This window comes from Bradyrhizobium sp. 159 (genome assembly GCF_023073795.1).
Classification (GTDB): domain Bacteria; phylum Pseudomonadota; class Alphaproteobacteria; order Rhizobiales; family Xanthobacteraceae; genus Bradyrhizobium.
Genome location: NZ_JADPKE010000088.1, coordinates 120,267 through 143,333, shown reverse-complemented (window position 1 = coordinate 143,333; position 23,067 = coordinate 120,267). Strand labels below are relative to the sequence as shown.

The window sequence follows — 23,067 nt, the reverse complement described above, 5'->3', positions numbered from 1 at the left end:
AAAAAGGAAAGTTGCATGAAGACCAGGTCGATTGCGTCATTGCTGCTGACCACCGCGCTCACCTTCGCAACAGGTGTCGCGTCCGCGCAGGACAAGACCGTCAAGATCGGCGCGCTATCCGATCAGTCCGGCCTCTACGCCGATCTCGGCGGGCCGGGCTCGACGCTTGCCGCGCAGATGGCCGTTGAGGATTCTGGCCTCGCGGCGAAGGGCTGGAAGATCGACATCATCTCGGGCGATCACCAGAACAAGCCCGACATCGGCACTGCGATCGCGCGGCAATGGTTCGACGTGGACAAGGTCGACGTCATCGTCGACGTGCCGAACTCGGGCGTCGCGCTCGCCGTCAACAACGTCATCAAGGAAAAGAACGGCGTCTATATCAATTCCGGTGCGGCGACCTCGGACCTCTCCAACGCGCAGTGCTCGCCCAATACCGTGCACTGGACCTACGACACTTACATGCTGGCCCACACCACCGGCCAGGCGCTGGTCAAGGCCGGCGGCGACACCTGGTTCTTCCTGACCGCGGATTACGCCTTCGGCGCGGCGCTCGAGCGCGACACCACGGCGGTCATCACCGCCAACGGCGGCAAGGTGGTCGGCGGCGTCAAGCATCCGCTGAACACGCCGGACTTCTCCTCGTTCCTGCTTCAGGCGCAGGCCTCCAAGGCCAAGATCATCGGCCTGGCCAATGCCGGCGGCGACACCACCAACACCATCAAGCAGGCGGCCGAGTTCGGCATCGTCAAGGGCGGTCAGAAGCTGGCGGCGCTGCTGCTCTTCCTCACCGACGTCAAGGCGATCGGCCTCGAGACGGCGCAGGGCCTCAACTTCACCGAGACGTTCTATTGGGACATGAACGACCAGACCCGGGCGTTCTCCAAGCGCTTCGCCGAGAAGATGAAGAACAATGCGCCGCCGACCATGGTGCAGGCCGGCGTCTATGCGGGCGTGCGGCACTATCTCAAGGCCCTCGAAGCGCTCGGCGGCAATCCGCATGACGGCGTCAAGGTGGTCGAGAAGATGAAGTCGATGCCGACCGAGGACGATCTGTTCGGCAAGGGCGAGATCCAGCCCAACGGCCGCACCATTCACAACGCCTATCTATTCGAGGTGAAGAAGCCCTCGGAGTCCAAGGGACCGTGGGACTTCTACAAGCTGGTCGGCACGGTGCCGGGCGATCAGGCCTTTACGCCGCTGTCCGAGAGCAAGTGCGCGCTCTTGAAGAAGTAAGATGACGGCCCGCAGGCCATCAGGCTTGCGGGCGACTTTTTAAGGGAACGCCGAAGGGACCGGGTGCGGGATCGATGCAGGCTCTTTACGCTCAGCTACTGGTGGGACTGATCAACGGCTCGTTCTACGCGCTGCTCAGTCTCGGGCTTGCCGTGATCTTCGGCATGCTCAACATCATCAATTTCGCCCACGGCGCGCTCTACATGATGGGCGCCTTCGTCGCCTATTTCCTGCTGAACCTCGGCGGCATCAATTATTGGTGGGCGTTGCTGCTGGCGCCCATCATCGTCGGCATTTTCGGCATGATCCTGGAGCGGACCATGCTGCAATGGCTGACCGGGCTCGACCACCTCTACGGCCTGCTCCTGACCTTCGGCATCGCGCTGATCGTGCAGGGCGTGTTCCAGAACTATTTCGGCTCCTCCGGCCTGCCTTACGCCATTCCGGACCAGCTCAAGGGCGGCATGAACCTCGGCTTCATGTTCCTGCCCGTCTATCGCGGCTGGGTGGTCGTGTTCTCCCTGGTGGTGTGCCTTGCGACCTGGTTCCTAATCGAGAAGACGCGGCTCGGCGCTTACCTGCGTGCCGCCACCGAGAACCCGACGCTGGTGCGCGCCTTCGGCGTCAACGTGCCGCGCATGATCACGCTGACCTATGGTCTCGGCGTCGGCCTTGCCGCGCTCGCCGGCGTGCTCTCGGCGCCGATCAACCAGGTGCGGCCGCTGATGGGCGCCGACCTCATCATCGTCGTGTTCGCGGTAGTCGTGATCGGCGGCATGGGATCGATCATGGGCTCGATCATCACCGGCTTTGCGCTCGGTGTGATCGAGGGCCTGACCAAATATTTCTACCCCGAGGCCTCCAACACCGTCGTGTTCGTGCTGATGGTGCTGGTGCTCTTGGTGAAGCCAACGGGATTGACGGGAAGGGCGGCCTGATATGACAGCCTTGACGGACGACACGCTGCCGGTAACCCCGCGCACGGTGCGCGACGAGATGATCGTGTTCGTAGTGATGGCGCTGCTCTTGGCGTCGGTGCCGTTCACAGGAGTCTATCCGTTCTTCGTGATGCAGGCGCTGTGCTTTGCGCTGCTCGCCTGCGCCTTCAATCTGCTGGTCGGCTATGGCGGCCTGCTGTCGTTCGGGCACGCGATGTTCCTGGGGACTGCCGGCTACTGCAGCGCACATGCGCTGAAGGTGTGGGCGCTTCCGCCCGAGCTCGGCATCCTCGTCGGCGTCGCCGCCGCGTTCGTCCTGTCGATCGTGACCGGCTACATCTCGATCCGTCGCCAGGGCATCTATTTCTCGATGATCACGCTGGCGCTGTCGCAGCTTCTTTATTTCATCTACCTGCAGGCGCCGTTCACCCATGGCGAGGATGGCATCCAGGGCATTCCACAAGGGTACATGTTCGGTGTGCTCGATCTGTCCAAGCCGACCGTGCTCTACTATGTCGTGCTGGTCGGCTTCCTCGCCGGCTTCCTCTTGATCTTCCGCATCATCAACTCGCCGTTCGGCGAGGTCCTGAAGGCGATCCGCGAGAATGAGCCGCGGGCGATCTCGCTCGGCTACCGTACCGACCAGTACAAGTTCCTGGCCTTCATCCTGTCGGGCACGCTGGCCGGCTTTGCCGGTGCGCTGAAAGTGTTCGTGGCGCAGAACGCCTCGCTCACCGACGTGCACTGGTCGATGTCGGGCGAGGTCGTCCTGATGACGCTGGTCGGCGGTCTCGGAACCATCTTCGGTCCCGTGATCGGCGCCTTCGTGATCATCGCCATGCAGCAATATCTGGCGGGCTTCGGCCAATGGGTGACGGTGATCCAAGGCGCGATCTTCGTGATCTGCGTGCTTACCTTCCGCCGCGGGGTCATCGGCGAAATCGCGCATTACTTCCGGCGATCGCTCTAAGTAGCTGATTTAAAATCGGTTTACCGGTCGCTCGAAAGCGGTGGATGATCCGGCGCCGCGGGCGTGAGATGACACGCGCGTGGATCGAAAATGGTCTATGACAGTTTCATGACGGCCCATTCGGGCCAGGCCATTTTTCCAACCGGTAGCCTATCCCCATGATGCGATGGTTTCGTGCTTTCCTGCCCAAGGAGGAACGGTTCTTCGACCTGTTCGACCGTCATGCCCAGACCGTGATCCAGGGCTCGATCGCGCTCCAGAGCATGCTCAACGGGGGCGAGGAAACGCCGGTCTATTGCCAGCGCGTCAACCAGTTCGAGAACGACGCCGACAACATCACCCGCGAAGTGCTGACGGCGGTGCGCCGCACCTTCATCACTCCGTTCGACCGCGGCGACATCAAGAACCTGATCACCTCGATGGACGACGCCATCGACCAGATGCAGCAGACGGCGAAAGCCGTGATGCTGTTCGAGGTCCGCGCCTTCGAGCCGCCGATGCGCGAGATCGGCGGGCTTCTGATCGAATGCGCCAATCTGGTCGGGCGCGCGCTGCCGCTGATGCAGTCGATCGGCCCGAACGTCGCCATGCTGACGGCGATCACCGAAGAGCTGGGCAAGCTGGAGGGCCGCGTCGACGACCTCCATGACATCGGGCTGAAGGAGCTGTTCCTCAAGCATCGCGCGGGCAACGCGATGGATTTCATCGTCGGCGCAGAGATCTACGACCATCTCGAGAAGGTGGCCGACCGTTTCGACGACGTCGCCAACGAGATCAACAGCATCGTGATCGAGCAAGTGTAACGCATGATCCGGAAAAATGTGCCGCGGTTTTCCTTCGCGACAAGCGCTGAACGCGTTTGCGCGGAGATCATGCGAAAAAATTGAGGCAGGGCCGCTGTGGATGCTGCGTTGGCTCTTCCCGTCCTGGTCGGCTTGATCGCCGTCGCGCTGCTGTTCGATTTCTTGAACGGGCTCCATGACGCCGCCAATTCGATCGCGACCATCGTCTCGACCCGCGTGCTGCGGCCACAATTTGCGGTATTCTGGGCCGCGTTCTTCAATTTCGTCGCCTTCATGGTGTTCGGGTTGCACGTCGCCCAGACCATCGGTACCGGCATCATCGATCCCTCCATCGTCGACGCCCAAGTGATCTTTGCGGCCTTGGTCGGGGCCATCGTCTGGAACCTCGTGACCTGGGCGCTCGGCATCCCGTCATCGTCCTCGCATGCGCTGATCGGCGGGCTCGTCGGCGGCGGCATGGCCAAGGCGGGCATTTCGGCGGCAGTGTGGAGCGGATTGTCGAAGACGGTGCTGGCAATCGTGCTGTCGCCCCTGGTCGGCTTCCTGCTCGCAATGATGCTGGTGGCGATCGTGTCCTGGGCCTCGGTGCGCTCGACGCCCTTCGCCGTCGATCGCGCCTTCCGCATCCTGCAATTCGCCTCCGCCTCGCTCTATTCGCTCGGCCATGGCGGCAACGACGCCCAGAAGACGATGGGCATCATCGCGGTGCTGCTCTATTCGCAGGGTCATCTCGGCAGCGAATTCTCGGTGCCGTTCTGGGTCGTGCTGTCCTGCCAGGCCGCGATGGCGCTGGGCACGCTGATGGGCGGCTGGCGCATCGTCCGCACAATGGGCCTGCGCATCACCAAATTGACGCCCATGCAGGGCTTTTGCGCCGAGACCGGGGGCGCTGCGACCCTGTTCATGGCGACCTTCCTCGGCGTTCCCGTCTCGACCACCCACACCATCACCGGCGCCATCGTCGGCGTCGGCGCCGCCCGCCGCGTCTCGGCGGTGCGCTGGAACGTTGCGAGCTCGATCGTCTATGCCTGGGTGATCACGATCCCGGCCTCGGCCATCGTCGCCGCGCTGACCTGGTGGGTGGTCAAGATCTTCGTCAAGTAACGAACTTTAGGCCGGCAATTCCGGCGACGATGAGCCCGATGCTGGCGAGGCGGAACGCCGTGGCCGGCTCGCCGAACAGGATGATGCCGAGCGTCGCGGTGCCGACCGCGCCGATTCCGGTCCAGACAGCGTAGGCGGTTCCGACGGGCAGTGATTTGAGAGCGAGTCCGAGCAAGATGACGCTGCCGGCCATGGCCGCGAGCGTGACGACGGACGGAACAGGCCTGGTAAAGCCCTCGGTGTATTTCAGGCCGATCGCCCAGGTGATCTCGAGAAGCCCGGCGATCAACAGGATACTCCAGGCCATGACGACCCTCCATTCTAGGCAGGGTCGTCCCCGCGACTGAGGTGCTGAGAACGGGAAGGCCGTCCTTCCCAAATGCCGATATGGGGCTGGCCGGAAGGCCACGCAATCACCAAATGAGGCTTGATCAGGCCCAGTTTCCCTGCCAAACGCTCCCGCCATGTCCGACATCGTCGCCACCGCAGCCGAATCGCCGGCCCGTTCCCCGCTTGCCGCTGAAGTGGCGCGGCGGCGGACCTTTGCGATCATCTCCCACCCCGACGCCGGCAAGACCACGCTGACCGAGAAGCTGCTGCTGTTCGGTGGCGCCATCAACCTCGCCGGCCAGGTCAAGGCCAAGGGCGAGCGCCGCAACACGCGTTCCGACTGGATGAAGATCGAGCGCGAGCGCGGCATCTCGGTCGTGACCTCGGTGATGACCTTCGAGTTCGAAGGCCTCGTCTTCAACCTGCTGGATACTCCGGGCCACGAGGACTTTTCGGAAGACACCTACCGGACGCTCACGGCGGTCGATTCCGCCGTGATGGTGATCGACGCCGCCAAGGGCATCGAGGCGCGCACCCGAAAGCTGTTCGAGGTATGTCGTCTCCGGGATATCCCGATCATCACCTTCATCAACAAGATGGACCGCGAGAGCCGCGACGTCTTCGAGCTGCTGGACGAGATCGAGAAGACGCTGGCGCTCGACACCACGCCGATGACCTGGCCGGTCGGCCGCGGCCGTGACTTCCTCGGCACTTATGACGTCGTCAATGGCGGCGTGCGCCTGCTCGAAGGCGGCGGCGCAAAGACCGGCGCGGCGCAGCAGATCGAGATCGAAGAGCTCGCCAAGCTCAATGCCAATCTGGACGTGTCCGCGGTGAAGGACGAGCTCGATCTCGTCACCGAAGCGTCAAAACCGTTCGAGCTCGAAGCGTTCCGCGAGGGCCATCTGACGCCGGTTTATTTCGGCAGCGCGCTGCGCAATTTCGGCGTCGGCGACCTCCTGGAGGGCCTCGGCAAGTTCGCGCCCGAGCCGCGCGCGCAGGACAGCGACCAGCGCAAGGTCGAGGCCACCGATCCGCGCATGAGCGCCTTTGTATTCAAGATCCAGGCCAACATGGATCCGAACCATCGTGACCGCATCGCGTTTGCGCGGCTCTGCTCGGGCAAGCTCAGCCGCGGCATGAAGGCCAAGCTGGTGCGCACCGGCAAGAGCATGCCGCTGTCGAGCCCGCAATTCTTCTTCGCGCAGGATCGTTCGGTTGCGGATGAGGCCTTTGCCGGCGACGTCGTCGGCATTCCCAACCACGGCACGCTGCGAATCGGCGATACGCTGACCGAGGGCGAGGATTTCAACTTCGTCGGCGTGCCGAGCTTTGCGCCGGAAATCGTCCGCCGCGTCCGTCTCACCGACGCGATGAAGGCGAAGAAGCTGAAGGAAGCGCTACAGCAGATGTCGGAGGAGGGCGTGGTGCAGGTGTTCCGCCCGCGCGACGGCGCGCCCGCGCTGGTTGGCGTCGTCGGCGCGCTCCAGCTCGATGTGCTCAAAGCGCGGCTGGAGGCGGAATATTCACTTCCGGTCGAGTTCGAGGTCAGCGAGTTCCAGCTGGCACGCTGGGTCTCCTCAGAGGACCGCAAGAAGCTCGACACCTTCATTGCCGCCAACACCTCGAGCATCGCCGACGATGTCGACGGCGATCCCGTATATCTGGCGCGGAACGAGTTCTATCTCGGCTACACCCGCGAGCGCGCCGAGGGCATCGAGTTCACCAACGTCAAGGACGTCAAGAAGAAGGCGTAGGGCGGCTACCCCTCCGCTGTGCAGCCACCCCTCAGCTGTCATGCCCGCGAAGGTGGAGCATCCAGCGCGCCTCTCGGCTCAACAACCATCCCCTGGAATAGTGAGCGGGTTCGGCCCGGCGACGAAACCGCGTTTGAACGCGCGCATGTGAACACGAGATGGGCTTGAAGCCGCTGCAAGATCTCCCAAGATGATGGTGGTCGCTCATCGCGGTGCTTCTCAATGCTGCGCGCAATCCTAGTTCTGCTGCTGACCTTCTTGGCCGTGAGTGTCGCCGCCGCGCGGCCCCGGCAGATCAATCCCATCCCGTTCTCGCACGAGCCCTGCAGCGTGCTCGATGGCGGGCCCTGCACGCCGTCCTATTGCAGCGTACTCGAAGAGGGTCCCTGCATTCCCGAGATCGACTATCCTTACGGGCAGAACCTCCAGCTTACGATCGAGAGCGTGCCGTCCGAGGCCGATCGTGCCAAATATCAGAGGCCGGATCACGATCTCGACACGATCGGCGACCTCTTCGCCGCGCTGCGCAGCTGCTGGTCGCCGCCGTCGGACAATTCGCGCGCCGGCATGCAGATGTCGGTGCGCTTCAGCTTCAACAAGTCGGGTGGTCTGATCGGCCCGCCGCGCCTGACATACGCGACCGCGGGCGTGCCGGCCGACACTCGCACGACCTATCTCAATGCCATCAACGCATCGCTGAATGCATGCCTGCCGCTGAAATTCACCAGCGGCCTTGGCGGCGCGCTGGCGGGCAGGCCGATCGCGATCCGCTATGTCGACAATCGCGAGCTTGCCAAATAGCGCAGCTCTATCTCCTCATCCTGCAGGATGAGGCTAGTTGGCATCGGGCCCGTTGAAACTGCTACCACACCTGCGCCCTCATCCCGGGAATGAGGCTAATCGGCATCGGAGTCGGGGCTAGAGCGCTGCCGCGAACTCCGCTCCTCATCCTCAGGGCCCGCCGCAGGCGGGCGTCTCGAAGGATGATGTGTTCCGCGCTTCGCCAACTCATGGAGCCCGCCGAAATCGCCGCGCATGAAGGCTTCTTTCTTGGCGCGGCTCCATTTCTTGAGCTTGCGTTCGCATTCGATCGCGTCGGTGATGCGATCGAACCATTGTGAGAAGACCGAGGTCACGGGTCGACGCGCCTTTGTATAGCCTTCGAACGTGCCGGCGTTGTGCTGCGCGACCCTGATGTCGAGCGCGGTGCGCGTTGTGCCGATGTAGTAACTGCCATCGGCGCATCTGAGAATGTAGAGGTACGCTCCTTCGGTCATCGTGAACGCCTCGTCCTTCGAGACGCGCGCAAGGGCGCGCTCCTCAGGATGAGGCTAACGGGCATCTGCAGTTTGGTGCAAGGGCTCCGTATGGATTGGCGGCCGCGTAGTCCGACCTCATCCTGAGAGCCCGCCGCAGGCGGCGTCTCGAACGATCGAGGCTCAACTGCAACAGCACGGGCCTTTCATGGTTCGAGACAGCGCTTTCGCGCCTCCTCACCATGAGCGGTGAGAGTTGCGAGCGGCGGCCAATCGATGATACTTCAGATGCGGGGCTGCTTGAGGGGGAGGATGTCGTGGGTCTGCTGGTCATGATCCTGGGGCTGGTGCTGTTTTTCGCGGCCCATATTTTCACGACGAAACGAAAGGCGCGCGCAGAGGCGATCGCGAGGCTGGGCGAGGGGACCTACAAGATTGTCTATTCGCTCGTTTCGCTCGCGGGGCTCGCGCTGATCATCTGGGGCTTTGCCCATTATCGCAGCTCCGGCTGGATCGACGTCTGGTACCCGCCGAAGGTGCTGAAGCACATCACGCTCGCCTTGATGCTGCCGGCCGTCATCTTGGTGGCGGCCTCGTACCTGCGCGGCCGCATCTATGCGACACTGAAGCATCCGATGCTGACCGGCATCAAGCTGTGGGCGGCCGCGCATCTGCTCGCCAATGGCGATCTCGGCTCCATCATTCTGTTCGGCTCGTTCCTGGGCTGGGCGGTGTATGATCGTATCACGCTCAAGCACCGCACCGATGCCGGCGGTCCGCCGATCCCGGTGGGCGGTGTCACCAACGATTTGATCGCGGTCGCGGTCGGAATTGTCGCTTATCTCGCGCTGGCCTTCGCGTTCCATCCGGTCGTAATCGGTATTCCCGTCATCGGCGTCTAGCCGGTCAGCACAAGACGAAGCCTGGACGTCCATGGGCGATAGTTGGCAAGAGCAATAAGCCGAGGGCACTTCGATGGATTGGTCGCGATCTCAGATTCCGCCGATGCGGTTCGAGGCGCGCTTTGGCGATCGGGTGGTGCCGGCATTTTGCGATCGGCCGTCGAGCCTGTGGGCCATGATCGCGGAAGCCTGCGCGCGCAACGGTGATGGCGAGGCGCTGATTTGCGGCGACGTCCGCCTGAGCTGGCGACAAGCCGTCGAGCAGTCCGCGCGGATCGCGGCCGGCTTTCGCCAGCTCGGCCTGCAACGCGGCGACCGCGTCGCCATCCTGCTCGGCAACCGCATCGAATTTCCGCTCCTGCTGTTCGCCGCCGCGCATGAGGGACTGGTCACGGTGCTGCTCAGCACGCGCCAGCAGAAGCCGGAGATCGCCTATGTGCTCACGGATTGCGGCGCGAAGGTCCTGATCCACGAGGCGGCGCTCGCCGAGCGGCTGCCCGATGCGCAGGATGTGCCCGATGTGATCCACCGCATCGCCATTGACGACGATCCGGCCCGGTCGCGCTTCTCCGCTCTCGCTGACAATGCGTCGGCGCCTGCCCCGGTCGAGGTGAATGAGGAGGACACCGCGATGATCCTCTACACCTCGGGCACGACGGGCAAGCCGAAGGGCGCGATGCTGGCCCATTGCAACATCATCCATTCCTCGATGGTGTTCGTGTCCTGCCTGCAATTGACGGCGGCGGATCGCTCGATCGCCGCGGTGCCGCTCGGCCACGTCACCGGCGTTGTTGCCAACGTCACGACCATGATCCGCTGCGCAGGCGCGCTGATCATCATGCCGGAGTTCAAGGCGGCCGACTATCTCAAGCTCGCTGCGCGCGAGCGCGTCACCTACACGGTGATGGTGCCGGCGATGTATAATCTTTGCCTGCTGCAACCAGATTTCGACAACTACGATCTGTCGAGCTGGCGCATCGGCGGCTTTGGCGGCGCGCCGATGCCGGTCGCGACCATTGAGAAGCTCAAGGCGAAGATCCCCGGCCTGAAGCTGATGAATTGTTACGGCGCGACCGAGACGACCTCGCCCTCGACCATCATGCCGGGCAAGCTGACGCAGAGCCATATCGACAGCGTCGGCCTGCCGTGCCCGGGCGCGCGCATCGTCGCGATGGACACCGGTGGGCGCGAACTGCCGCCTGGGGAGATCGGCGAGCTCTGGATCCAGAGTGCCTCCGTCATCAAGGGCTATTGGAACAACCCGAAGGCCACGGCCGAAAGCTTCACAGGCGGCTTCTGGCACTCCGGCGATCTCGGCTCCGTCGACGCGGAAGGGTTTGTCCGCGTGTTCGACCGGCAGAAGGACATGATCAATCGCGGCGGCCTGAAGATCTATTCGGCCGAGGTCGAATCCGTGCTCGCCGGCCATCCCGCGGTGGTCGAGAGCGCGATCATCGCCAGGGCCTGCCCGGTGCTGGGCGAACGCGTCCATGCGGTAGTGGTGACGCGCAGCCCGGTTGCCAGCGAGGCCCTGCGGGCCTGGTGCGCGGAGCGGCTGTCCGACTACAAGGTCCCCGAGACCGTGGCGATCACCGCCGAGCCATTGCCGCGGAATGCCAATGGCAAGGTGCTGAAGCGGCAGTTGCGGGAGCTGCTCGGAAGCTGAGCCAGACAGGCGGCTCCGGGCTGTCCCGGAGTGGTTAACGCCTTGATCGAGCTGGCTTTGCCTTGCCACCGCCATATCGTTAGGGTACCTCGCCGCCACACGGGGACGGGATTCCTGACGCGAATGCTTTGGCGCGCGCACCCGGACGGGCATGGGATTAGCATAAGTGTCTGAATTATTTGACGAAGTCGACGAGGAAGTCCGTCGCGAACAGCTCAAGAAGCTGTGGGACAAGTATTCGATCTACTTCATCGCTCTGATGGTGCTGATCGTGGCCGCCGTCGCTAGCTGGCGTGGCTACCAATATCTGGAGGCCAAGAAGGCCGCCGAGGCCGGCGCCGCCTTCGAGGAGGCCGTCGAGCTGTCCGAGCAGGACAAGCACGGCGACGCCGAGAAGGCCTTCACCGAGCTCGCCGCCAAGGCCCCGTCCGGCTATCGCACCCTGGCGCGGCTGCGCGCTGCGGCAGAGGCCGCTGCCCGCGATCCCAAGGCCGCCGCGAAGATGTATGACGACATTGCCGCCGACCGCGGCGTCGGCGGCGAGTGGCAGGATCTGGCCAAGATCCGCGCGGCCGGCTTGCTCCTCGACAGCGCCAGCTACGCCGACATGCAGCAACGGCTGGACGCCTCCGCCGCGCCCAAATCGACCTTCCGCCACAGTGCCCGCGAGATGCTGGCGTTGTCGGCCTGGCGCAACAACGACATGACCGCGGCCCGCAAATGGCTCGACGCGATTGCCGAGGACGGCGAAACACCGCCCGGCCTGCGCTCGCGCGCCGAGGCGCTCCAGGCTCTGCTGCCGCCCGTCGCCAAGAGCTGACGACGGCCCTCTGACGCAAACGAGACACAAGATGCGCCGCACGCCACGCTTGATCGCAGCCGCCGTCCTGATCGCCTTCACGGGCGTCCTGGGCGGCTGCTCCAGCTTCGATCCAAGCGACATGCTCGACTTCCTCGACACCAAGAAGAAGCTGCCAGGCGACCGCAAGCCGGTCTTCCCGGAGGGGGTGCCGGGCCTCGAGCAGGGCGTGCCGAAGGAGATGTACAAGGGTGCGCAGCAGCAGCCCGATCCGAACGCGCCTGCCGTCGCGGCTCTGCCCGCGGAGCCGCCGCCCGAGCCGGCCAAGCCTGCGAAGGGGGCAAAGGCGACGAAGTCCAGGCAGCCAGCCGCTACGGCCACCGCGCCCGCTGGCGCCGAGGTCGATGGCGAGGCCCAGCCGGAGGCTGCGCCGCCTACCGCCGCTCCGTCGCCCAAGCATAAGATCGTCCGCAAGCGCACCACCGCGCCGCCGCCGGATCAGCCGGTCCAGCAGGCGCAACCGACCCAGACCACGCAGCAGCAATCGCAGGGCGCTTTCCCGGCGCCGCTGCCGAGTGGCAGCTTCTCGCGCTAGAGCATGATCCGGAAAAGTGTGAAGCGGTTTTCCGAAAAGATCATGCTCAAACAATTACTTTCACTGCATTGACAGACGCGGCTCCGGCAGCGCACGAATGACTGATGCCCTTCACGATCGCCATCATCGGCCGGCCCAATGTCGGCAAATCGACGCTGTTCAACCGCCTGGTCGGACAGAAGCTGGCGCTCGTCGATGACCTCCCGGGCGTCACCCGCGACCGCCGCGAGGGCGAGGCGAGACTCGGCGATCTCGAATTCACCATCATCGATACCGCCGGTCTCGACGAGGGCGCCAAGGGCTCGCTGACGGCGCGCATGCAGGAGCAGACCGAGACCGCGATCGCGCAGGCCGACGCGCTGTTCTTCGTGATCGATGCCCGCATCGGCCTGACGCCCACCGATCGCGCTTTCGCGGATTTCGCCCGCAAGGCCAATAAGCCGGTGCTGCTGGTCGCCAACAAGAGCGAAGGCAAGCATGGTGATGCAGGGGCAATGGAGGCCTTTGCTCTCGGCCTCGGCGATCCCATCCAGATCTCGGCCGAGCATGGCGAGGGCATGGGCGAGCTTTACGATGCCTTGGCTAAGCTGATGCCCGCGCCCGTTGACGACGACGAAGACGAGGACGACGAACAGCTTTCCGAAGAAGAGGCAGCGACGCGCCCGATCCGGGTCGCTATCGTCGGCCGGCCCAATGCCGGCAAGTCGACGCTGATCAACCATCTGCTCGGCGAGGAGCGCCTGCTGACCAGCCCGGAAGCCGGCACCACACGCGATTCTATTGCAGTGGAGATCAACTGGAAGGGCCGCGATTTCCGCGTGTTCGACACCGCAGGCCTGCGCCGTCGCTCGCGCATCGAGCAGAAGCTGGAAAAGCTCTCGGTGGCCGACGCGCTGCGCGCGGTGCGCTTTGCCGAAGTCGTCGTGCTGATGATGGACACGCAGAACCGCTTCGAGGAGCAGGATCTTCGCATCGCCGATCTGGTCGAGCGTGAGGGAAGGGCGGTCGTGCTCGCCGTCAACAAATGGGACCTGATGGAGACCAAGGGCGGCGGCGCGATCTCGGGCCTGCGCCGTGATGCCGACCATTGGCTGCCACAGCTCAAGGGGGTGCCAATCGTCGCCATATCAGGCCTGATGGGCGAGGGCATCGACCGCCTGATGCACGCGATCCAGGACGCCTACGCGATCTGGAACCGTCGGGTGCCGACGGCCGCGCTCAATCGCTGGTTCGAGCAGGCGATCCAGGCCAATCCGCCGCCCGCGGTGTCCGGCCGCAGGCTGAAGCTGAACTACATCACCCAGACGAAAGCGCGCCCGCCGAGCTTCGTGCTGTTCTGCTCGCGTGCCGATGCGGTGCCGCAGTCCTACTTGCGCTACCTCACCAATTCCATGCGCGAGACTTTCGAGCTGCCGGGTACTCCGGTGCGCATCACCCTGCGCGAGAAGGCCAATCCCTTCGCGCATAAGCGCAAGCGGCCGTCGTGAGCGGGGAGAGGGGCGAGGCGATGGCGCAGAGCGCCGCGCCGGTCCGGCGTGGTGCCGTCGCCTTCATCTTCGTCACCATCCTGCTCGACATGCTGGCACTCGGCGTGATCATGCCGATCCTGCCGAAGTTGATCGAGAGCTTCGTCGACAACGACACCGCGCACGCGGCCCGCATCTTCGGCCTGTTCGGCACCGCCTGGGCGCTGATGCAGTTCGTGTTCTCGCCACTGCTCGGCGCGCTGTCGGATCGCTTCGGGCGGCGGCCCGTGGTGCTGCTGTCGAATTTCGGGCTTGCGGCCGACTACGTGCTGATGGCGCTGGCGCCGTCGCTGGTCTGGCTGTTCATCGGCCGCGTGATCTCTGGCATCACCTCGGCGAGCATCTCGACCGCCTTCGCCTATATCTCGGACATCACGCCGCCGGAGCGGCGCGCGGCGGTCTTCGGCAGGATCGGCGCGGCCTTCGGTGCCGGCTTCATCCTGGGCCCGGCGCTCGGCGGCCTGCTTGGCGACATCGATCCACGCCTGCCGTTCTGGGCCTCGGCGGCCTTGAGCTTCGCCAATGCGCTCTACGGGCTTTTCGTCCTGCCGGAATCGCTTTCGCCCGACAGGCGTGCGCCGTTCCGCTGGAGGAGTGCCAATCCGGTCGGCGCGCTGCACCTGCTGCGGTCCAACGCGGTGCTTGCCGCCTTGTCGGTCGTCAATTTCATTGCGCAGGTCGCGCATGTCGTGTTGCCCTCGACCTTCGTGCTCTATGCGACATATCGCTACGGCTGGGATTCCAAGACCGTGGGGCTGACGCTCGCCATGGTCGGCATCTGTGCCATGGTGGTGCAGGGACTCGCCATCGGCCCGATTGTGCGCGCGCTCGGCGAGCGGAACGCGCTGCTGCTGGGCCTGTGTTGTGGCGCGATCGGCTTTGTGGTCTTGGGCGCTGCGCCGACCGGACCGCTATCCTGGCTCGGCATTCCCGTTTTGGCGCTATGGGGGATCTCCGGCGCCGCCTCGCAATCGCTGATGACGCGGCTGGTTGCACCCGATCAGCAGGGCCAGTTGCAGGGCGCGACCGCGAGCGTGCAGAGCGTGTCGCAGCTCGTCGGCCCGTTCCTGTTCACGTTGACATTTTCCTATTTCATCGGGGCCAGCGCGCCGCTGCATCTGCCCGGCGCGCCGTTCCTGCTTGCGGCGGTGCTGATGGTGGTCTGCGTGGCGATCGCGGTGCGGTCGCTGGGTGCGACGAAGACAGTCTCGTAGGGTGGCAAAGCGGCTTGTCCGCCGTAGCTCGAAGAGCCAAGGCGGAAGCGTGCCCACCGCTGCTTCGTCAATTCGCGGAGAGAAGGTGGGCACGGCGCTTACGCGCCTTTGCCCACCCTACGGCAGCGTTGCCTCGCCTACTTCTTCACCAGCGGGCAATCGCTGTCCTTGAGCGGCTTGGCCGCGTCTTCCGCCGCGATCGTGGCGATCTGCTTGTAATAGTCCCACGGCCCCTTCGATTCCTCGGGCTTCTTCACCTCGAACAGGTAGGCGGGGATCAGGCGGCGCCCGTCCTCGCGCAGCGGGCCCTTGCCAAACAGCGGGTCGTCGGTCGGCAGCTCCTTCATCTTGGCGACGACCTTGGCGCCGTCATGCGGATTGCCGCCAAGCGCTTCCATCGCCTTGAGATAGTGCAGCACCATGGCGTAATTGCCGGCCTGGGTCATCGAAGGCATCGCGTTCTTGTTGGCCTGCGCCGAGAAGCGCTTCGACCAGGCGCGGGTCTGATCGTTCAGGTCCCAATAGAAGGATTCGGTGAAGGTCAGTCCCTGCGCCGTCTTCAGACCGAGCGAGTGCACGTCGTTGATGAAGAGCAGCAGCGCGGCGAGCTTCTGGCCGCCCTGAACGATCCCGAACTCGGCGGCCTGCTTGATCGCGTTGGTGGTGTCGCCGCCGGCATTGGCGAGCCCAATCACCTTGGCCTTGGAGGATTGCGCCTGCAACAGGAAGGACGAAAAGTCGGCCGTGTTCAGCGGATGCTTGACCCCACCGAGCACCTTGCCCCCATTGGCGGTGACGACCGCGCTGGTGTCGCGCTCGAGCGCATGACCAAATGCATAATCGGCGGTCAGGAAGAACCAGGTATCACCGCCCGCTTTCGTGAGCGCCTTGCCGGTGCCGTTGGCGAGCATGTAGGTGTCGTAAGTGAACGAGATCGTGTTCGGCGTGCAAGCCTTGCCCGTCAGGTCAGCAGTGGCCGCGCCCGAATTGAGCAGCACCGTGTTCTTCTCCTTGACGACATTGCTGACCGCGAGCGCCACACCGGAATTCGGCGTGTCGGCGATGGCGTCGACCTTCTCGGTATCGATCCATTGTCGGGCGATGTTGACCCCGACGTCAGGCTTGTTCTGATGGTCGCCGCTGACGACGTCGATTTTCCAGCCCTTCTTGAGCAGGCCGGAATCCTCGACAGCCATCTTGATTGCGACCACGGAGTTCGGGCCGCCGATGTCGGCATAGAGGCTCGACATGTCGTTGAGCACGCCGATCTTGACGGTCTTGTCCTGGGCGTAGGCGGATGTGGCAAAACCGAAAGCGGCACAGGCCAGAAGCGCCGCCGACCGGCGCGCGAATGTCGTGGTCATGAAAGGTTCCCTCCATTGTCAAATATGCGGACGGCTCTCTTGCGGAGCCTTGTTTCCGGCTGTTGGCTCTAGCCTGTCCCATGGCCGGCGGCAATGCGCCTAAAGCCGGATGACGCTGCGTCGTAGCGTCATCCATCGGTTAACTTTTGGGCAAAATGCGTCAAGTCGCTATTTGAGCGCGTCCGATGTCAGCCTGAACTTCTGGATGCGCTTTCCGGTGTCAACCTCGGCGGTATACACGTTACCCTTGCCGTCGATCGCCATGGCGTGCACCCAGTGGAATTGGCCGGCGTTGCGGCCGTTGTGCCCGAAGCTGCCGACCACGCTGCCGTCCTCGCGCTTGATCACCCTGATCTCGTTGTTCTCGCCATCGGCAGTGAGCAAATAGGTCTGCTTCGGATCAGGCCAGATCGCGACGTCCCAGACGGCGCCGTTGCCGAGCGTGTTCTTCTCGTAGAAGAACTCCTTCACGAAGCTGCCGTCCTTCCGGAACACCTGGATACGGTTGTTGATGCGATCGCAGACGTAAACCAGTCCGTCATTGGCGAGCTTCACGCAATGGACCGGGTTGCCGAATTGCTGAGCCGCCGGCGCCTTGGGATCGTAGGGTGCCTGCTTGGCGTCATCAGGCTTGTTGCCATAGGCGCCCCAGTGCCGCTTGTAGGCGAGCGTCGTCGCGTCGAACACGATGACGCGGCGGTTGCCGTAGCCGTCGGCGACGTAGATCTCGTTTGCCTCTTTGTCGATCGCAGTCTCAGCGGGTTTGCCGAGCTGCGTCGTGTCGTTGCTGCCGAGGCTCGGCGCGAATTTGCCGATCTGGGCGACGAACTTGCCATCGAGCGTGAACTTCAGGATCGCGTTGTCGTTGTCGGCATTGCCGCCGACCCAGACGAAGCCGCGCTCGTCGACCTCGATCCCGTGCTCGCGGCCGACCCATTCATAATCCTGGCCCGGACCGCCCCAGGACCGCAGCAGATTGCCATCGCTGTCGAATTCGAGCACGGGCGGTGCCGACACGCAGCATTTCGAGCGCGGCGGATTAAGGCTCGCGCCTTTCTCGTCGTCGGTCAGCGAGCGCGGGCGATGGATTACCCAGATGTGGCCCTGCCAATCGACGGTGATGCCGCCGACCTGGCCGAGGATCCAGTTGTTCGGCAACTGCTTTGGCCAGGAGGCATCGACCGCGAAGGTCGGGACCTCGCCGGCGGTTGCGGCAACGGGAAGCGCGAAGGCGCTGGCTGCGATCAGAACGAAGAAAGCTCGAGAGACATTTGCGAGCGCACGCGCAGAGCCTGCGCGATCATGCCATGGCGCCATGGCAACCTCCCTTTTTTGGCTTTGCGGCTTGCTGCCGTTTGAGCGGCGGCAGTCAATCGCGGGGAGGCATCCGAGTCAATCAGGCCGGCGCGCGGAAGCTCATCAGGCTGCGCGTCTTGTAATCGTAGAACTTGCCGGTCTCGGTCCAGTCGGGCGTGCACATCGGCACGATGAATTCGGCCACCTGCTCGGGCGTGTCGAGCGTCGCCGGATCCTCACCCGGCATCAGGGTGGCGCGCATGCGGGTGCGGACCGGGCCGGGGTTGAACAGGTTGACGCGCAGTTTCGTGTTCGCGGTCTCCTGCGCCCAGGCGCGGGCCAGCGTTTCCAGTGCGGCCTTGGACGCCGCGTAGGGGCTGACATAGGCGGTAGCCTTGTTGGCGGCACCCGAGGTGATGAACACGGCGCGGCCGGCATCGGACTGCTTCAGCAGCGGCTCCATGCAGCGGATCAGCTGGAAGTTCGCGGAGACGTTCACCGCCATCACGTCGTTGAAGGCCTTCAGCTCGATATGGCCGACCGGCGAGGACGGGCCAAGCACGCCGGCATTGCCCACCAGGATGTCGAGCTTGCCGTAGCGCTCGTGCAGGCCGGCGCCCAGCCGCGCGATGCCGTCGGAATCGGTGAGGTTGAGCGGCACCAAAGTGGCGCTGCCGCCGTCTTTCCGGATCTCGTCGTCGAGCTCCTCCAGCCCGCCCTGCGTGCGCGCCACCGCCACGATATGCGCGCCGGCTTTAGCGAGGGCCTTGGCCGTGGCATAGCCGATGCCGCGCGAGGCGCCGGTGACGAGAGCGATGCGGTTGGCGAGGGGTTTTGTCATGGCGGGGTTTTACAGGCGTGGACGGCCGGGACAAGCCCCCATGGTCTCGTCATTCCGGGGCGGTCCGCAGGACCGACCCCGGAATCCAGAGCTTACGACACGATCTCGAGATTCCGGGTTCGCGCTGCGCGCGCCCCGGAATGACAGTGGTCAGCTCGCCTCGGCCAGCAGCGAGAGCTGCCGCGGCTGCGGCTCGGTCTGGGTCTGGTCGGTGAGATGGGTCGGATACGCACCGGTGAAGCAGTGGTCCGAGAATTTCGGATTGGCGGGATCGCGGCCCGGTTCGCCCATGGCGCGGTACATGCCATCGATCGACAGGAAGGCGAGCGAGTCGGCGCCGATGATCTCGCGCATCTCCTCCAGCGAATGCGTCGCCGCGAGCAGGCCGCCGCGGTCGGGCAGGTCGATGCCGTAATAATCGGGATAGAGGATCGGCGGCGAAGCGAGGCGGAAGTGCACTTCGGTCGCACCCGCATCGCGCATCATGCGCACGATCTTCTTCGAGGTGGTGCCGCGCACCAGGGAGTCGTCGATCAGGATGATGCGCTTGCCTTCGATCGCAGCGCGGTTGGCCGAGTGCTTCATGCGCACGCCGGATTCGCGGATCGCCTGCGTCGGCTGGATGAAGGTACGGCCGACATAATGGTTGCGGATGATGCCGAGCTCGAACGGCACGCCGGAGAACTGGCTGTAGCCGACCGCCGCGGGCACGCCGGAATCCGGCACCGGCACCACGACGTCGACCGGCACGTGGCTCTCGCGCGCGAGCTGCGCGCCGAAGTTCTTGCGCACCTCGTAGACCGAACGGCCGTGGACGATGGAATCCGGACGGGAGAAGTAGATATATTCGAAGATGCAGGGGCGGGGCGCCATCGGCGGGAACGGCTTGTGGATGTCCTGGCCGTTCTCGTCGAACACGATGACTTCGCCGGGCTCGATGTCGCGCACGAAGCGCGCGCCGATGATGTCGAGGGCGCAGGTCTCCGAGGTCAGGATCGGACAGCCGTCGAGCTCGCCGAGCACGAGCGGACGAATGCCGCGCGGATCGCGCGCGCCGACCAGCTTCTTGTTGGTCAGCGAGACCAGCGCATAGGCACCTTCGATCTCGCGCAGCGCGTCGACATAGCGCTCGATGAAACGGCTGCGCTTGGAGCGCGCAACCAAATGCAGGATCACCTCGGTGTCGGTGGTCGACTGCATCATCGCGCCGTTCTTCACGAGCTCGCGGCGCAGTGTCAGGCCGTTGGTGAGGTTGCCGTTATGCGCGACGGCAAGACCGCCGGCGTTGAGCTCGGCGAACAGCGGCTGCACGTTGCGCAGGATGGTGGCGCCGGTGGTGGAGTAACGGACATGGCCGACCGCGACATTGCCGGGCAGGCGGTCGATCACCTCGCGGCGGGAGAAGGTGTCGCCGACGAGGCCGAGGCGGCGTTCCGAGTGAAAGCGGCTGCCGTCGTAGGAGACGATGCCGGCGGCTTCCTGGCCGCGGTGCTGAAGAGCGTGAAGACCGAGCGCGGTGATGGCGGCGGCATCGGGGTGGCCGTAGATGCCGAACACGCCGCATTCCTCTCGCAGCGTATCCCCCTCCAGATCGTCCTGGACCTCCAGAGCGGCCGGGCCCAAACCGGCCCTTGGATCGAGATCAAGCTGGGCGTCCTGGTCAGGGTGTCGCATCTCGTCCGCGCCTTTCTTTAGGGCCAATCAACGCGCCGCAGGTTTCTCGATCAGCTTTTTCAGGCTGTCACGAGCCGGTTTACTGTATCCGTCGCCACTGCCCGAAGGCTGCTGCTCGGATTCAGCTTGATCATCATCTGGTTTGTTTTTCTTGAATCTCTTCAAGATGGTGTTCTCGGGGTCGTCGGGCAAGAGGGCCATCAGCCAATCCCCGGTTCCCTGGAGCACCACGCGGGATTTCGCCCCTGTAACCCAGTCCGGACGCTGCTTGTCTGGAACCAGCCAGGTGAAGAACAGGAAGGCGACCACGACGATCAAAAGCCCGCGAGCCAGGCCAAACAGGAAGCCGAGCGTGCGGTCCAGCGCGCCGATGCGCGAATCCAGGATCATGTCCGAGATTCGGACCGTGATCACGGAGACCACGACCAGGGTGCCCACGAATACGCCGGCGACCACGACCACGCTCGCCACAGTGTCGTTGTTGAAATAGGTCTTGGCGGTCGGCAGCAGCTTCGAGAAGGAGTACAGCGTGACGATCGCGGCAGCGCCCCAGGCTGCGATCGACAGGATTTCGCGCATGAAGCCGCGGACCATGGCGAGCAGGCCCGAAATCAGCATCACACCGAGCAGGATCAGGTCGAGGAGTGTTACTGGCATCGGCTGGTCTGGTCCGCTCGTACTCTCAAAGGTGCTCTAGCGAATCGGTGTTTGGCCGCTGCCCTAAAAGACGGGCAGACGGCGTTCCCGGCAAGGCCGCAACCACGCAATCCCATGCTGCTTTTGTGACGGCTGTATAGCGGCGGGGGCCTCCGACGTCACCTCTGGCTAACCATCTCCACGGCGGAATCTTGCCGGTGTGGCATTTTTCTCTGCCGGCCCGTTCGATTCGCCCCGGCGCGAGCCGCGGGCGGCGATTTCGGCCACCAATGTCGTCAGGCTGTTGACCGCGTTCAGCGACAACCCGGCATCGGCGCTGGTCTCACCCCGGGCCGATTCGGGCAGCACGGCGCGCTGGAAGCCGAGTTTTGCCGCTTCCTTCAGCCGGGCTGGGGTCTGCGCGACGGGGCGAACCACGCCGGACAGCGAGATCTCACCGAAATAGACGGCATCGGTCGGTAACTGCGCATTAACCAGCGACGACACCAGTGCCGCCGCAGCGGCCAGATCCGCCGCCGGCTCGTTGATGCGCAGGCCGCCGGCGACGTTGAGATAGACGTCGTGGCCGGACAGCTTGACCCCGCAATGGGCTTCGAGCACCGCCAGCACCATCGAGAGCCGGCTCGGGTCCCAGCCGACCACGGCCCGGCGCGGGGTGCCGAGCGAGGTCGGGGCCACGAGTGCCTGCAATTCGACCAGGACGGGCCTTGTGCCCTCGATTCCTGCGAACACGGCGGTGCCGGGCGTGCCGAGATCGCGCTCGGACAGGAACAGCTCGGAGGGGTTGGTGACCTCGCGCAGGCCGAGGCCCGTCATCTCGAACACGCCGATCTCGTCGGTCGGCCCGAACCGGTTCTTCACGGCACGGAGGATGCGGAATTGCTGCGAGCCTTCGCCCTCGAACGACATCACGGCATCGACCATGTGCTCGACCACGCGGGGGCCGGCGATCTGGCCGTCCTTGGTGACATGGCCGACCAGGATGATGGCAGCACCGGTCTTCTTGGCAAAGCGGATCAGCGCCTGCGCCGAGGCACGGACCTGGGTCACGGTGCCGGGCGCGGATTCCACCGTATCGGTCCACATCGTCTGGATCGAGTCGATCACGATCAGCCGAGGGACCGCGCCCTCCGACAGCGTCGACACGATGTCCTCCACCGAAGTCTCGGCGGCGAGCTGCACGGGCGCATCCGACAGCCCAAGCCGCTCTGCGCGCAGGCGCACCTGCGCGACCGCCTCTTCACCGGAGATGTAGACGACGCGGTGGCCGGCGCGCGCCAGCAGGCTGGTCGCCTGCGTCAGCAGGGTGGATTTGCCGATGCCGGGATCGCCGCCGACCAGCAGCACCGAGCCGCGGACGAACCCGCCGCCGGTGACGCGGTCGAGCTCGGTCATCCCTGACGACAAACGCGGCGCATCCGGGCTTCTTCCGGCAAGGCTCTCCAGCGCAAACGTCCGTCCCTTGCGTTTGGAACGGATCGACACCGGCACGCTGCCGCTGGTGTCCTCCTCGGCCAGCGTGTTCCACTCGCCGCAGGACTCGCACTTGCCCTGCCAGCGATTATAGGCCGCGCCGCAGTTCTGGCAGACGAAGGAGAGGGTGCTCTTGGCCATGGAACGAAATGAGTCGCTACTTTGGGTGCGGCGTGCTTAGCACGATCAGACCCGAAGGTGCGAACCGTCTCCCGCTATCGCACTTTTGGCAACTCGTCCTTGCGCTTGCACAGCACGTATGGCCTCCCGTCGATCTTGATCGCGCCGTTTGCGCCCGGGGCCAACTTGATCGTGACCTTGCTGCCGTTCACGCCCTTGGTGAAGTCGTCCGAGAATTCGAAGCAGGTGGCGGACAGCACAAGGCCGTCGCCGGCCGGCACTGTGCGGTCGACGCGGCAGTGGTTTTCTTACCGATCGATCAGCGGGGCCGGCTTGCCCTTGATGGCGTTGTCGAGATCGATCATCGTCTTGCTGTCCGGGGCGTTCTTGTCGCGGCAATCCTGCTTGGTTAGAGCCCATAAACCGTCGAACGGCTGCGCGGCGAAAGTCGGCTGTGGTGCGGAAAGGACGATGCCGGCGGCAGCGACAATCAGGGGCACTGTGTGCATGCATTGGTCCTTCTCGGCGATATGTCTCGAAGGGAGC

23 protein-coding genes are annotated in these 23,067 nt (G+C 64.5%); 13 read left to right on the top strand and 10 right to left on the bottom strand.

The window, feature by feature from the left end; genetic code table 11:
* Positions 1–15: 15 nt before the first annotated feature.
* The 5 genes from IVA96_RS25885 (at position 16) to IVA96_RS25865 (ending at position 5,051) form a co-directional block, all read left to right on the top strand.
* Positions 16–1,236: an ABC transporter substrate-binding protein gene (locus IVA96_RS25885; protein ID WP_247420080.1), complete on the top strand. Its 1,221-nt coding sequence runs from the start codon at positions 16–18 to the stop codon at positions 1,234–1,236.
* Positions 1,237–1,310: 74 nt separating this feature from the next.
* The gene (locus IVA96_RS25880; protein ID WP_247281658.1) at positions 1,311–2,174 is read left to right on the top strand and encodes a branched-chain amino acid ABC transporter permease; all 864 of its coding nucleotides are present in this window, start codon (positions 1,311–1,313) and stop codon (positions 2,172–2,174) included.
* Position 2,175: 1 nt separating this feature from the next.
* Positions 2,176–3,144 (top strand): branched-chain amino acid ABC transporter permease, encoded by a 969-nt coding sequence (locus IVA96_RS25875; protein WP_247420078.1) that lies wholly within the window; start codon positions 2,176–2,178, stop codon positions 3,142–3,144.
* Positions 3,145–3,302: 158 nt separating this feature from the next.
* Positions 3,303–3,947: a DUF47 domain-containing protein gene (locus tag IVA96_RS25870; protein WP_247281656.1), complete on the top strand. Its 645-nt coding sequence runs from the start codon at positions 3,303–3,305 to the stop codon at positions 3,945–3,947.
* Between the two features lie 96 nt (positions 3,948–4,043).
* Positions 4,044–5,051 carry an inorganic phosphate transporter gene (locus tag IVA96_RS25865; protein ID WP_247281655.1) on the top strand — a complete coding sequence of 336 codons (1,008 nt, stop codon included), beginning with the start codon at positions 4,044–4,046 and terminating at the stop codon, positions 5,049–5,051.
* On the opposite strand, the gene sugE is transcribed toward IVA96_RS25865, so the two are convergent.
* Positions 5,044–5,358 carry a quaternary ammonium compound efflux SMR transporter SugE gene (sugE, locus tag IVA96_RS25860; protein ID WP_247304340.1) on the bottom strand — a complete coding sequence of 105 codons (315 nt, stop codon included), beginning with the start codon at positions 5,356–5,358 and terminating at the stop codon, positions 5,044–5,046. The two genes, IVA96_RS25865 and sugE, sit on opposite strands and share 8 nt — an antisense overlap.
* A gap of 157 nt (positions 5,359–5,515) precedes the next feature.
* Between sugE and IVA96_RS25855 the strand changes: the two genes are divergently transcribed.
* Together IVA96_RS25855 and IVA96_RS25850 are read left to right on the top strand one after the other, a co-directional pair.
* Positions 5,516–7,138: a peptide chain release factor 3 gene (locus IVA96_RS25855; protein WP_247281653.1), complete on the top strand. Its 1,623-nt coding sequence runs from the start codon at positions 5,516–5,518 to the stop codon at positions 7,136–7,138.
* A gap of 222 nt (positions 7,139–7,360) precedes the next feature.
* On the top strand, positions 7,361–7,939 hold the full coding sequence (locus IVA96_RS25850) for a hypothetical protein (protein ID WP_247420076.1): 579 nt from the start codon (positions 7,361–7,363) through the stop codon (positions 7,937–7,939).
* Between the two features lie 95 nt (positions 7,940–8,034).
* Here the strand turns inward: IVA96_RS25850 and IVA96_RS25845 are convergent, their stop codons facing one another.
* Complete coding sequence (locus IVA96_RS25845) at positions 8,035–8,415, bottom strand: GIY-YIG nuclease family protein (protein ID WP_247420072.1); 381 nt, start codon at positions 8,413–8,415, stop codon at positions 8,035–8,037.
* A 296-nt stretch (positions 8,416–8,711) separates the two neighbouring features.
* On the opposite strand from IVA96_RS25845, the gene IVA96_RS25840 reads away from it, so the two are divergent.
* The 6 genes from IVA96_RS25840 (at position 8,712) to IVA96_RS25815 (ending at position 15,096) form a co-directional block, all read left to right on the top strand.
* Positions 8,712–9,296: an NnrU family protein gene (locus tag IVA96_RS25840; RefSeq protein WP_247420070.1), complete on the top strand. Its 585-nt coding sequence runs from the start codon at positions 8,712–8,714 to the stop codon at positions 9,294–9,296.
* Between the two features lie 73 nt (positions 9,297–9,369).
* Entirely contained in the window at positions 9,370–10,962 is a 1,593-nt protein-coding gene (locus IVA96_RS25835; protein WP_247420067.1) for a class I adenylate-forming enzyme family protein, read from the top strand.
* A 166-nt stretch (positions 10,963–11,128) separates the two neighbouring features.
* A complete protein-coding gene (locus IVA96_RS25830) occupies positions 11,129–11,782 on the top strand; it encodes a tetratricopeptide repeat protein (RefSeq protein ID WP_247420063.1) in 654 nt (217 codons plus the stop codon).
* A 31-nt stretch (positions 11,783–11,813) separates the two neighbouring features.
* Positions 11,814–12,356 (top strand): hypothetical protein, encoded by a 543-nt coding sequence (locus IVA96_RS25825; protein WP_247420060.1) that lies wholly within the window; start codon positions 11,814–11,816, stop codon positions 12,354–12,356.
* 104 nt (positions 12,357–12,460) lie between these two features.
* Positions 12,461–13,843: a ribosome biogenesis GTPase Der gene (gene der, locus IVA96_RS25820; RefSeq protein WP_247420057.1), complete on the top strand. Its 1,383-nt coding sequence runs from the start codon at positions 12,461–12,463 to the stop codon at positions 13,841–13,843.
* The gene (locus tag IVA96_RS25815) at positions 13,840–15,096 is read left to right on the top strand and encodes a TCR/Tet family MFS transporter (RefSeq protein ID WP_247420056.1); all 1,257 of its coding nucleotides are present in this window, start codon (positions 13,840–13,842) and stop codon (positions 15,094–15,096) included. Before der ends, IVA96_RS25815 begins: the two co-directional genes overlap by 4 nt.
* A 137-nt stretch (positions 15,097–15,233) precedes the next feature.
* On the opposite strand, the gene IVA96_RS25810 is transcribed toward IVA96_RS25815, so the two are convergent.
* The 8 genes from IVA96_RS25810 to IVA96_RS25775 all read right to left on the bottom strand — a co-directional run bounded on the left by IVA96_RS25810 (position 15,234) and on the right by IVA96_RS25775 (position 23,030).
* Positions 15,234–16,460, bottom strand: a complete 1,227-nt coding sequence (locus IVA96_RS25810; protein ID WP_247420053.1) for an ABC transporter substrate-binding protein — start codon at positions 16,458–16,460, stop codon at positions 15,234–15,236.
* A 168-nt stretch (positions 16,461–16,628) separates the two neighbouring features.
* Positions 16,629–17,777 (bottom strand): hypothetical protein, encoded by a 1,149-nt coding sequence (locus tag IVA96_RS25805; protein ID WP_247420051.1) that lies wholly within the window; start codon positions 17,775–17,777, stop codon positions 16,629–16,631.
* Positions 17,778–17,856: 79 nt separating this feature from the next.
* Positions 17,857–18,597, bottom strand: coding sequence for an SDR family NAD(P)-dependent oxidoreductase (locus tag IVA96_RS25800; RefSeq protein WP_247420050.1), 741 nt, complete (start codon positions 18,595–18,597; stop codon positions 17,857–17,859).
* A 150-nt stretch (positions 18,598–18,747) separates the two neighbouring features.
* Positions 18,748–20,271 (bottom strand): amidophosphoribosyltransferase, encoded by a 1,524-nt coding sequence (gene purF / locus IVA96_RS25795; RefSeq protein ID WP_247281643.1) that lies wholly within the window; start codon positions 20,269–20,271, stop codon positions 18,748–18,750.
* A 27-nt stretch (positions 20,272–20,298) separates the two neighbouring features.
* Positions 20,299–20,928 carry a CvpA family protein gene (locus IVA96_RS25790; protein ID WP_018317599.1) on the bottom strand — a complete coding sequence of 210 codons (630 nt, stop codon included), beginning with the start codon at positions 20,926–20,928 and terminating at the stop codon, positions 20,299–20,301.
* Positions 20,929–21,096: 168 nt separating this feature from the next.
* Positions 21,097–22,542 (bottom strand): DNA repair protein RadA, encoded by a 1,446-nt coding sequence (gene radA, locus IVA96_RS25785; protein ID WP_247281642.1) that lies wholly within the window; start codon positions 22,540–22,542, stop codon positions 21,097–21,099.
* A 74-nt stretch (positions 22,543–22,616) separates the two neighbouring features.
* Complete coding sequence (locus tag IVA96_RS25780; RefSeq protein WP_247420047.1) at positions 22,617–22,802, bottom strand: hypothetical protein; 186 nt, start codon at positions 22,800–22,802, stop codon at positions 22,617–22,619.
* Positions 22,803–22,829: 27 nt separating this feature from the next.
* A complete protein-coding gene (locus IVA96_RS25775; RefSeq protein WP_247281640.1) occupies positions 22,830–23,030 on the bottom strand; it encodes a hypothetical protein in 201 nt (66 codons plus the stop codon).
* Positions 23,031–23,067 lie beyond the last annotated feature (37 nt).

Excerpts from the sequence above, each read along its gene's own strand:
- IVA96_RS25885 (WP_247420080.1), top strand. The coding sequence starts at position 16 with ATGAAGACCAGGTCGATTGCGTCATTGCTGCTGACCACCGCGCTCACC.
- IVA96_RS25880 (WP_247281658.1), top strand. The coding sequence starts at position 1,311 with ATGCAGGCTCTTTACGCTCAGCTACTGGTGGGACTGATCAACGGCTCG.
- IVA96_RS25875 (WP_247420078.1), top strand. The coding sequence starts at position 2,176 with ATGACAGCCTTGACGGACGACACGCTGCCGGTAACCCCGCGCACGGTG.
- IVA96_RS25870 (WP_247281656.1), top strand. The coding sequence starts at position 3,303 with ATGATGCGATGGTTTCGTGCTTTCCTGCCCAAGGAGGAACGGTTCTTC.
- sugE (WP_247304340.1), bottom strand. The coding sequence starts at position 5,358 with ATGGCCTGGAGTATCCTGTTGATCGCCGGGCTTCTCGAGATCACCTGG.
- IVA96_RS25855 (WP_247281653.1), top strand. The coding sequence starts at position 5,516 with ATGTCCGACATCGTCGCCACCGCAGCCGAATCGCCGGCCCGTTCCCCG.
- IVA96_RS25850 (WP_247420076.1), top strand. The coding sequence starts at position 7,361 with ATGCTGCGCGCAATCCTAGTTCTGCTGCTGACCTTCTTGGCCGTGAGT.
- IVA96_RS25845 (WP_247420072.1), bottom strand. The coding sequence starts at position 8,415 with ATGACCGAAGGAGCGTACCTCTACATTCTCAGATGCGCCGATGGCAGT.
- IVA96_RS25835 (WP_247420067.1), top strand. The coding sequence starts at position 9,370 with ATGGATTGGTCGCGATCTCAGATTCCGCCGATGCGGTTCGAGGCGCGC.
- IVA96_RS25825 (WP_247420060.1), top strand. The coding sequence starts at position 11,814 with ATGCGCCGCACGCCACGCTTGATCGCAGCCGCCGTCCTGATCGCCTTC.
- der (WP_247420057.1), top strand. The coding sequence starts at position 12,461 with ATGCCCTTCACGATCGCCATCATCGGCCGGCCCAATGTCGGCAAATCG.
- IVA96_RS25810 (WP_247420053.1), bottom strand. The coding sequence starts at position 16,460 with ATGACCACGACATTCGCGCGCCGGTCGGCGGCGCTTCTGGCCTGTGCC.
- IVA96_RS25805 (WP_247420051.1), bottom strand. The coding sequence starts at position 17,777 with ATGGCGCCATGGCATGATCGCGCAGGCTCTGCGCGTGCGCTCGCAAAT.
- IVA96_RS25800 (WP_247420050.1), bottom strand. The coding sequence starts at position 18,597 with ATGACAAAACCCCTCGCCAACCGCATCGCTCTCGTCACCGGCGCCTCG.
- purF (WP_247281643.1), bottom strand. The coding sequence starts at position 20,271 with ATGCGACACCCTGACCAGGACGCCCAGCTTGATCTCGATCCAAGGGCC.
- IVA96_RS25790 (WP_018317599.1), bottom strand. The coding sequence starts at position 20,928 with ATGCCAGTAACACTCCTCGACCTGATCCTGCTCGGTGTGATGCTGATT.
- radA (WP_247281642.1), bottom strand. The coding sequence starts at position 22,542 with ATGGCCAAGAGCACCCTCTCCTTCGTCTGCCAGAACTGCGGCGCGGCC.
- IVA96_RS25775 (WP_247281640.1), bottom strand. The coding sequence starts at position 23,030 with ATGCACACAGTGCCCCTGATTGTCGCTGCCGCCGGCATCGTCCTTTCC.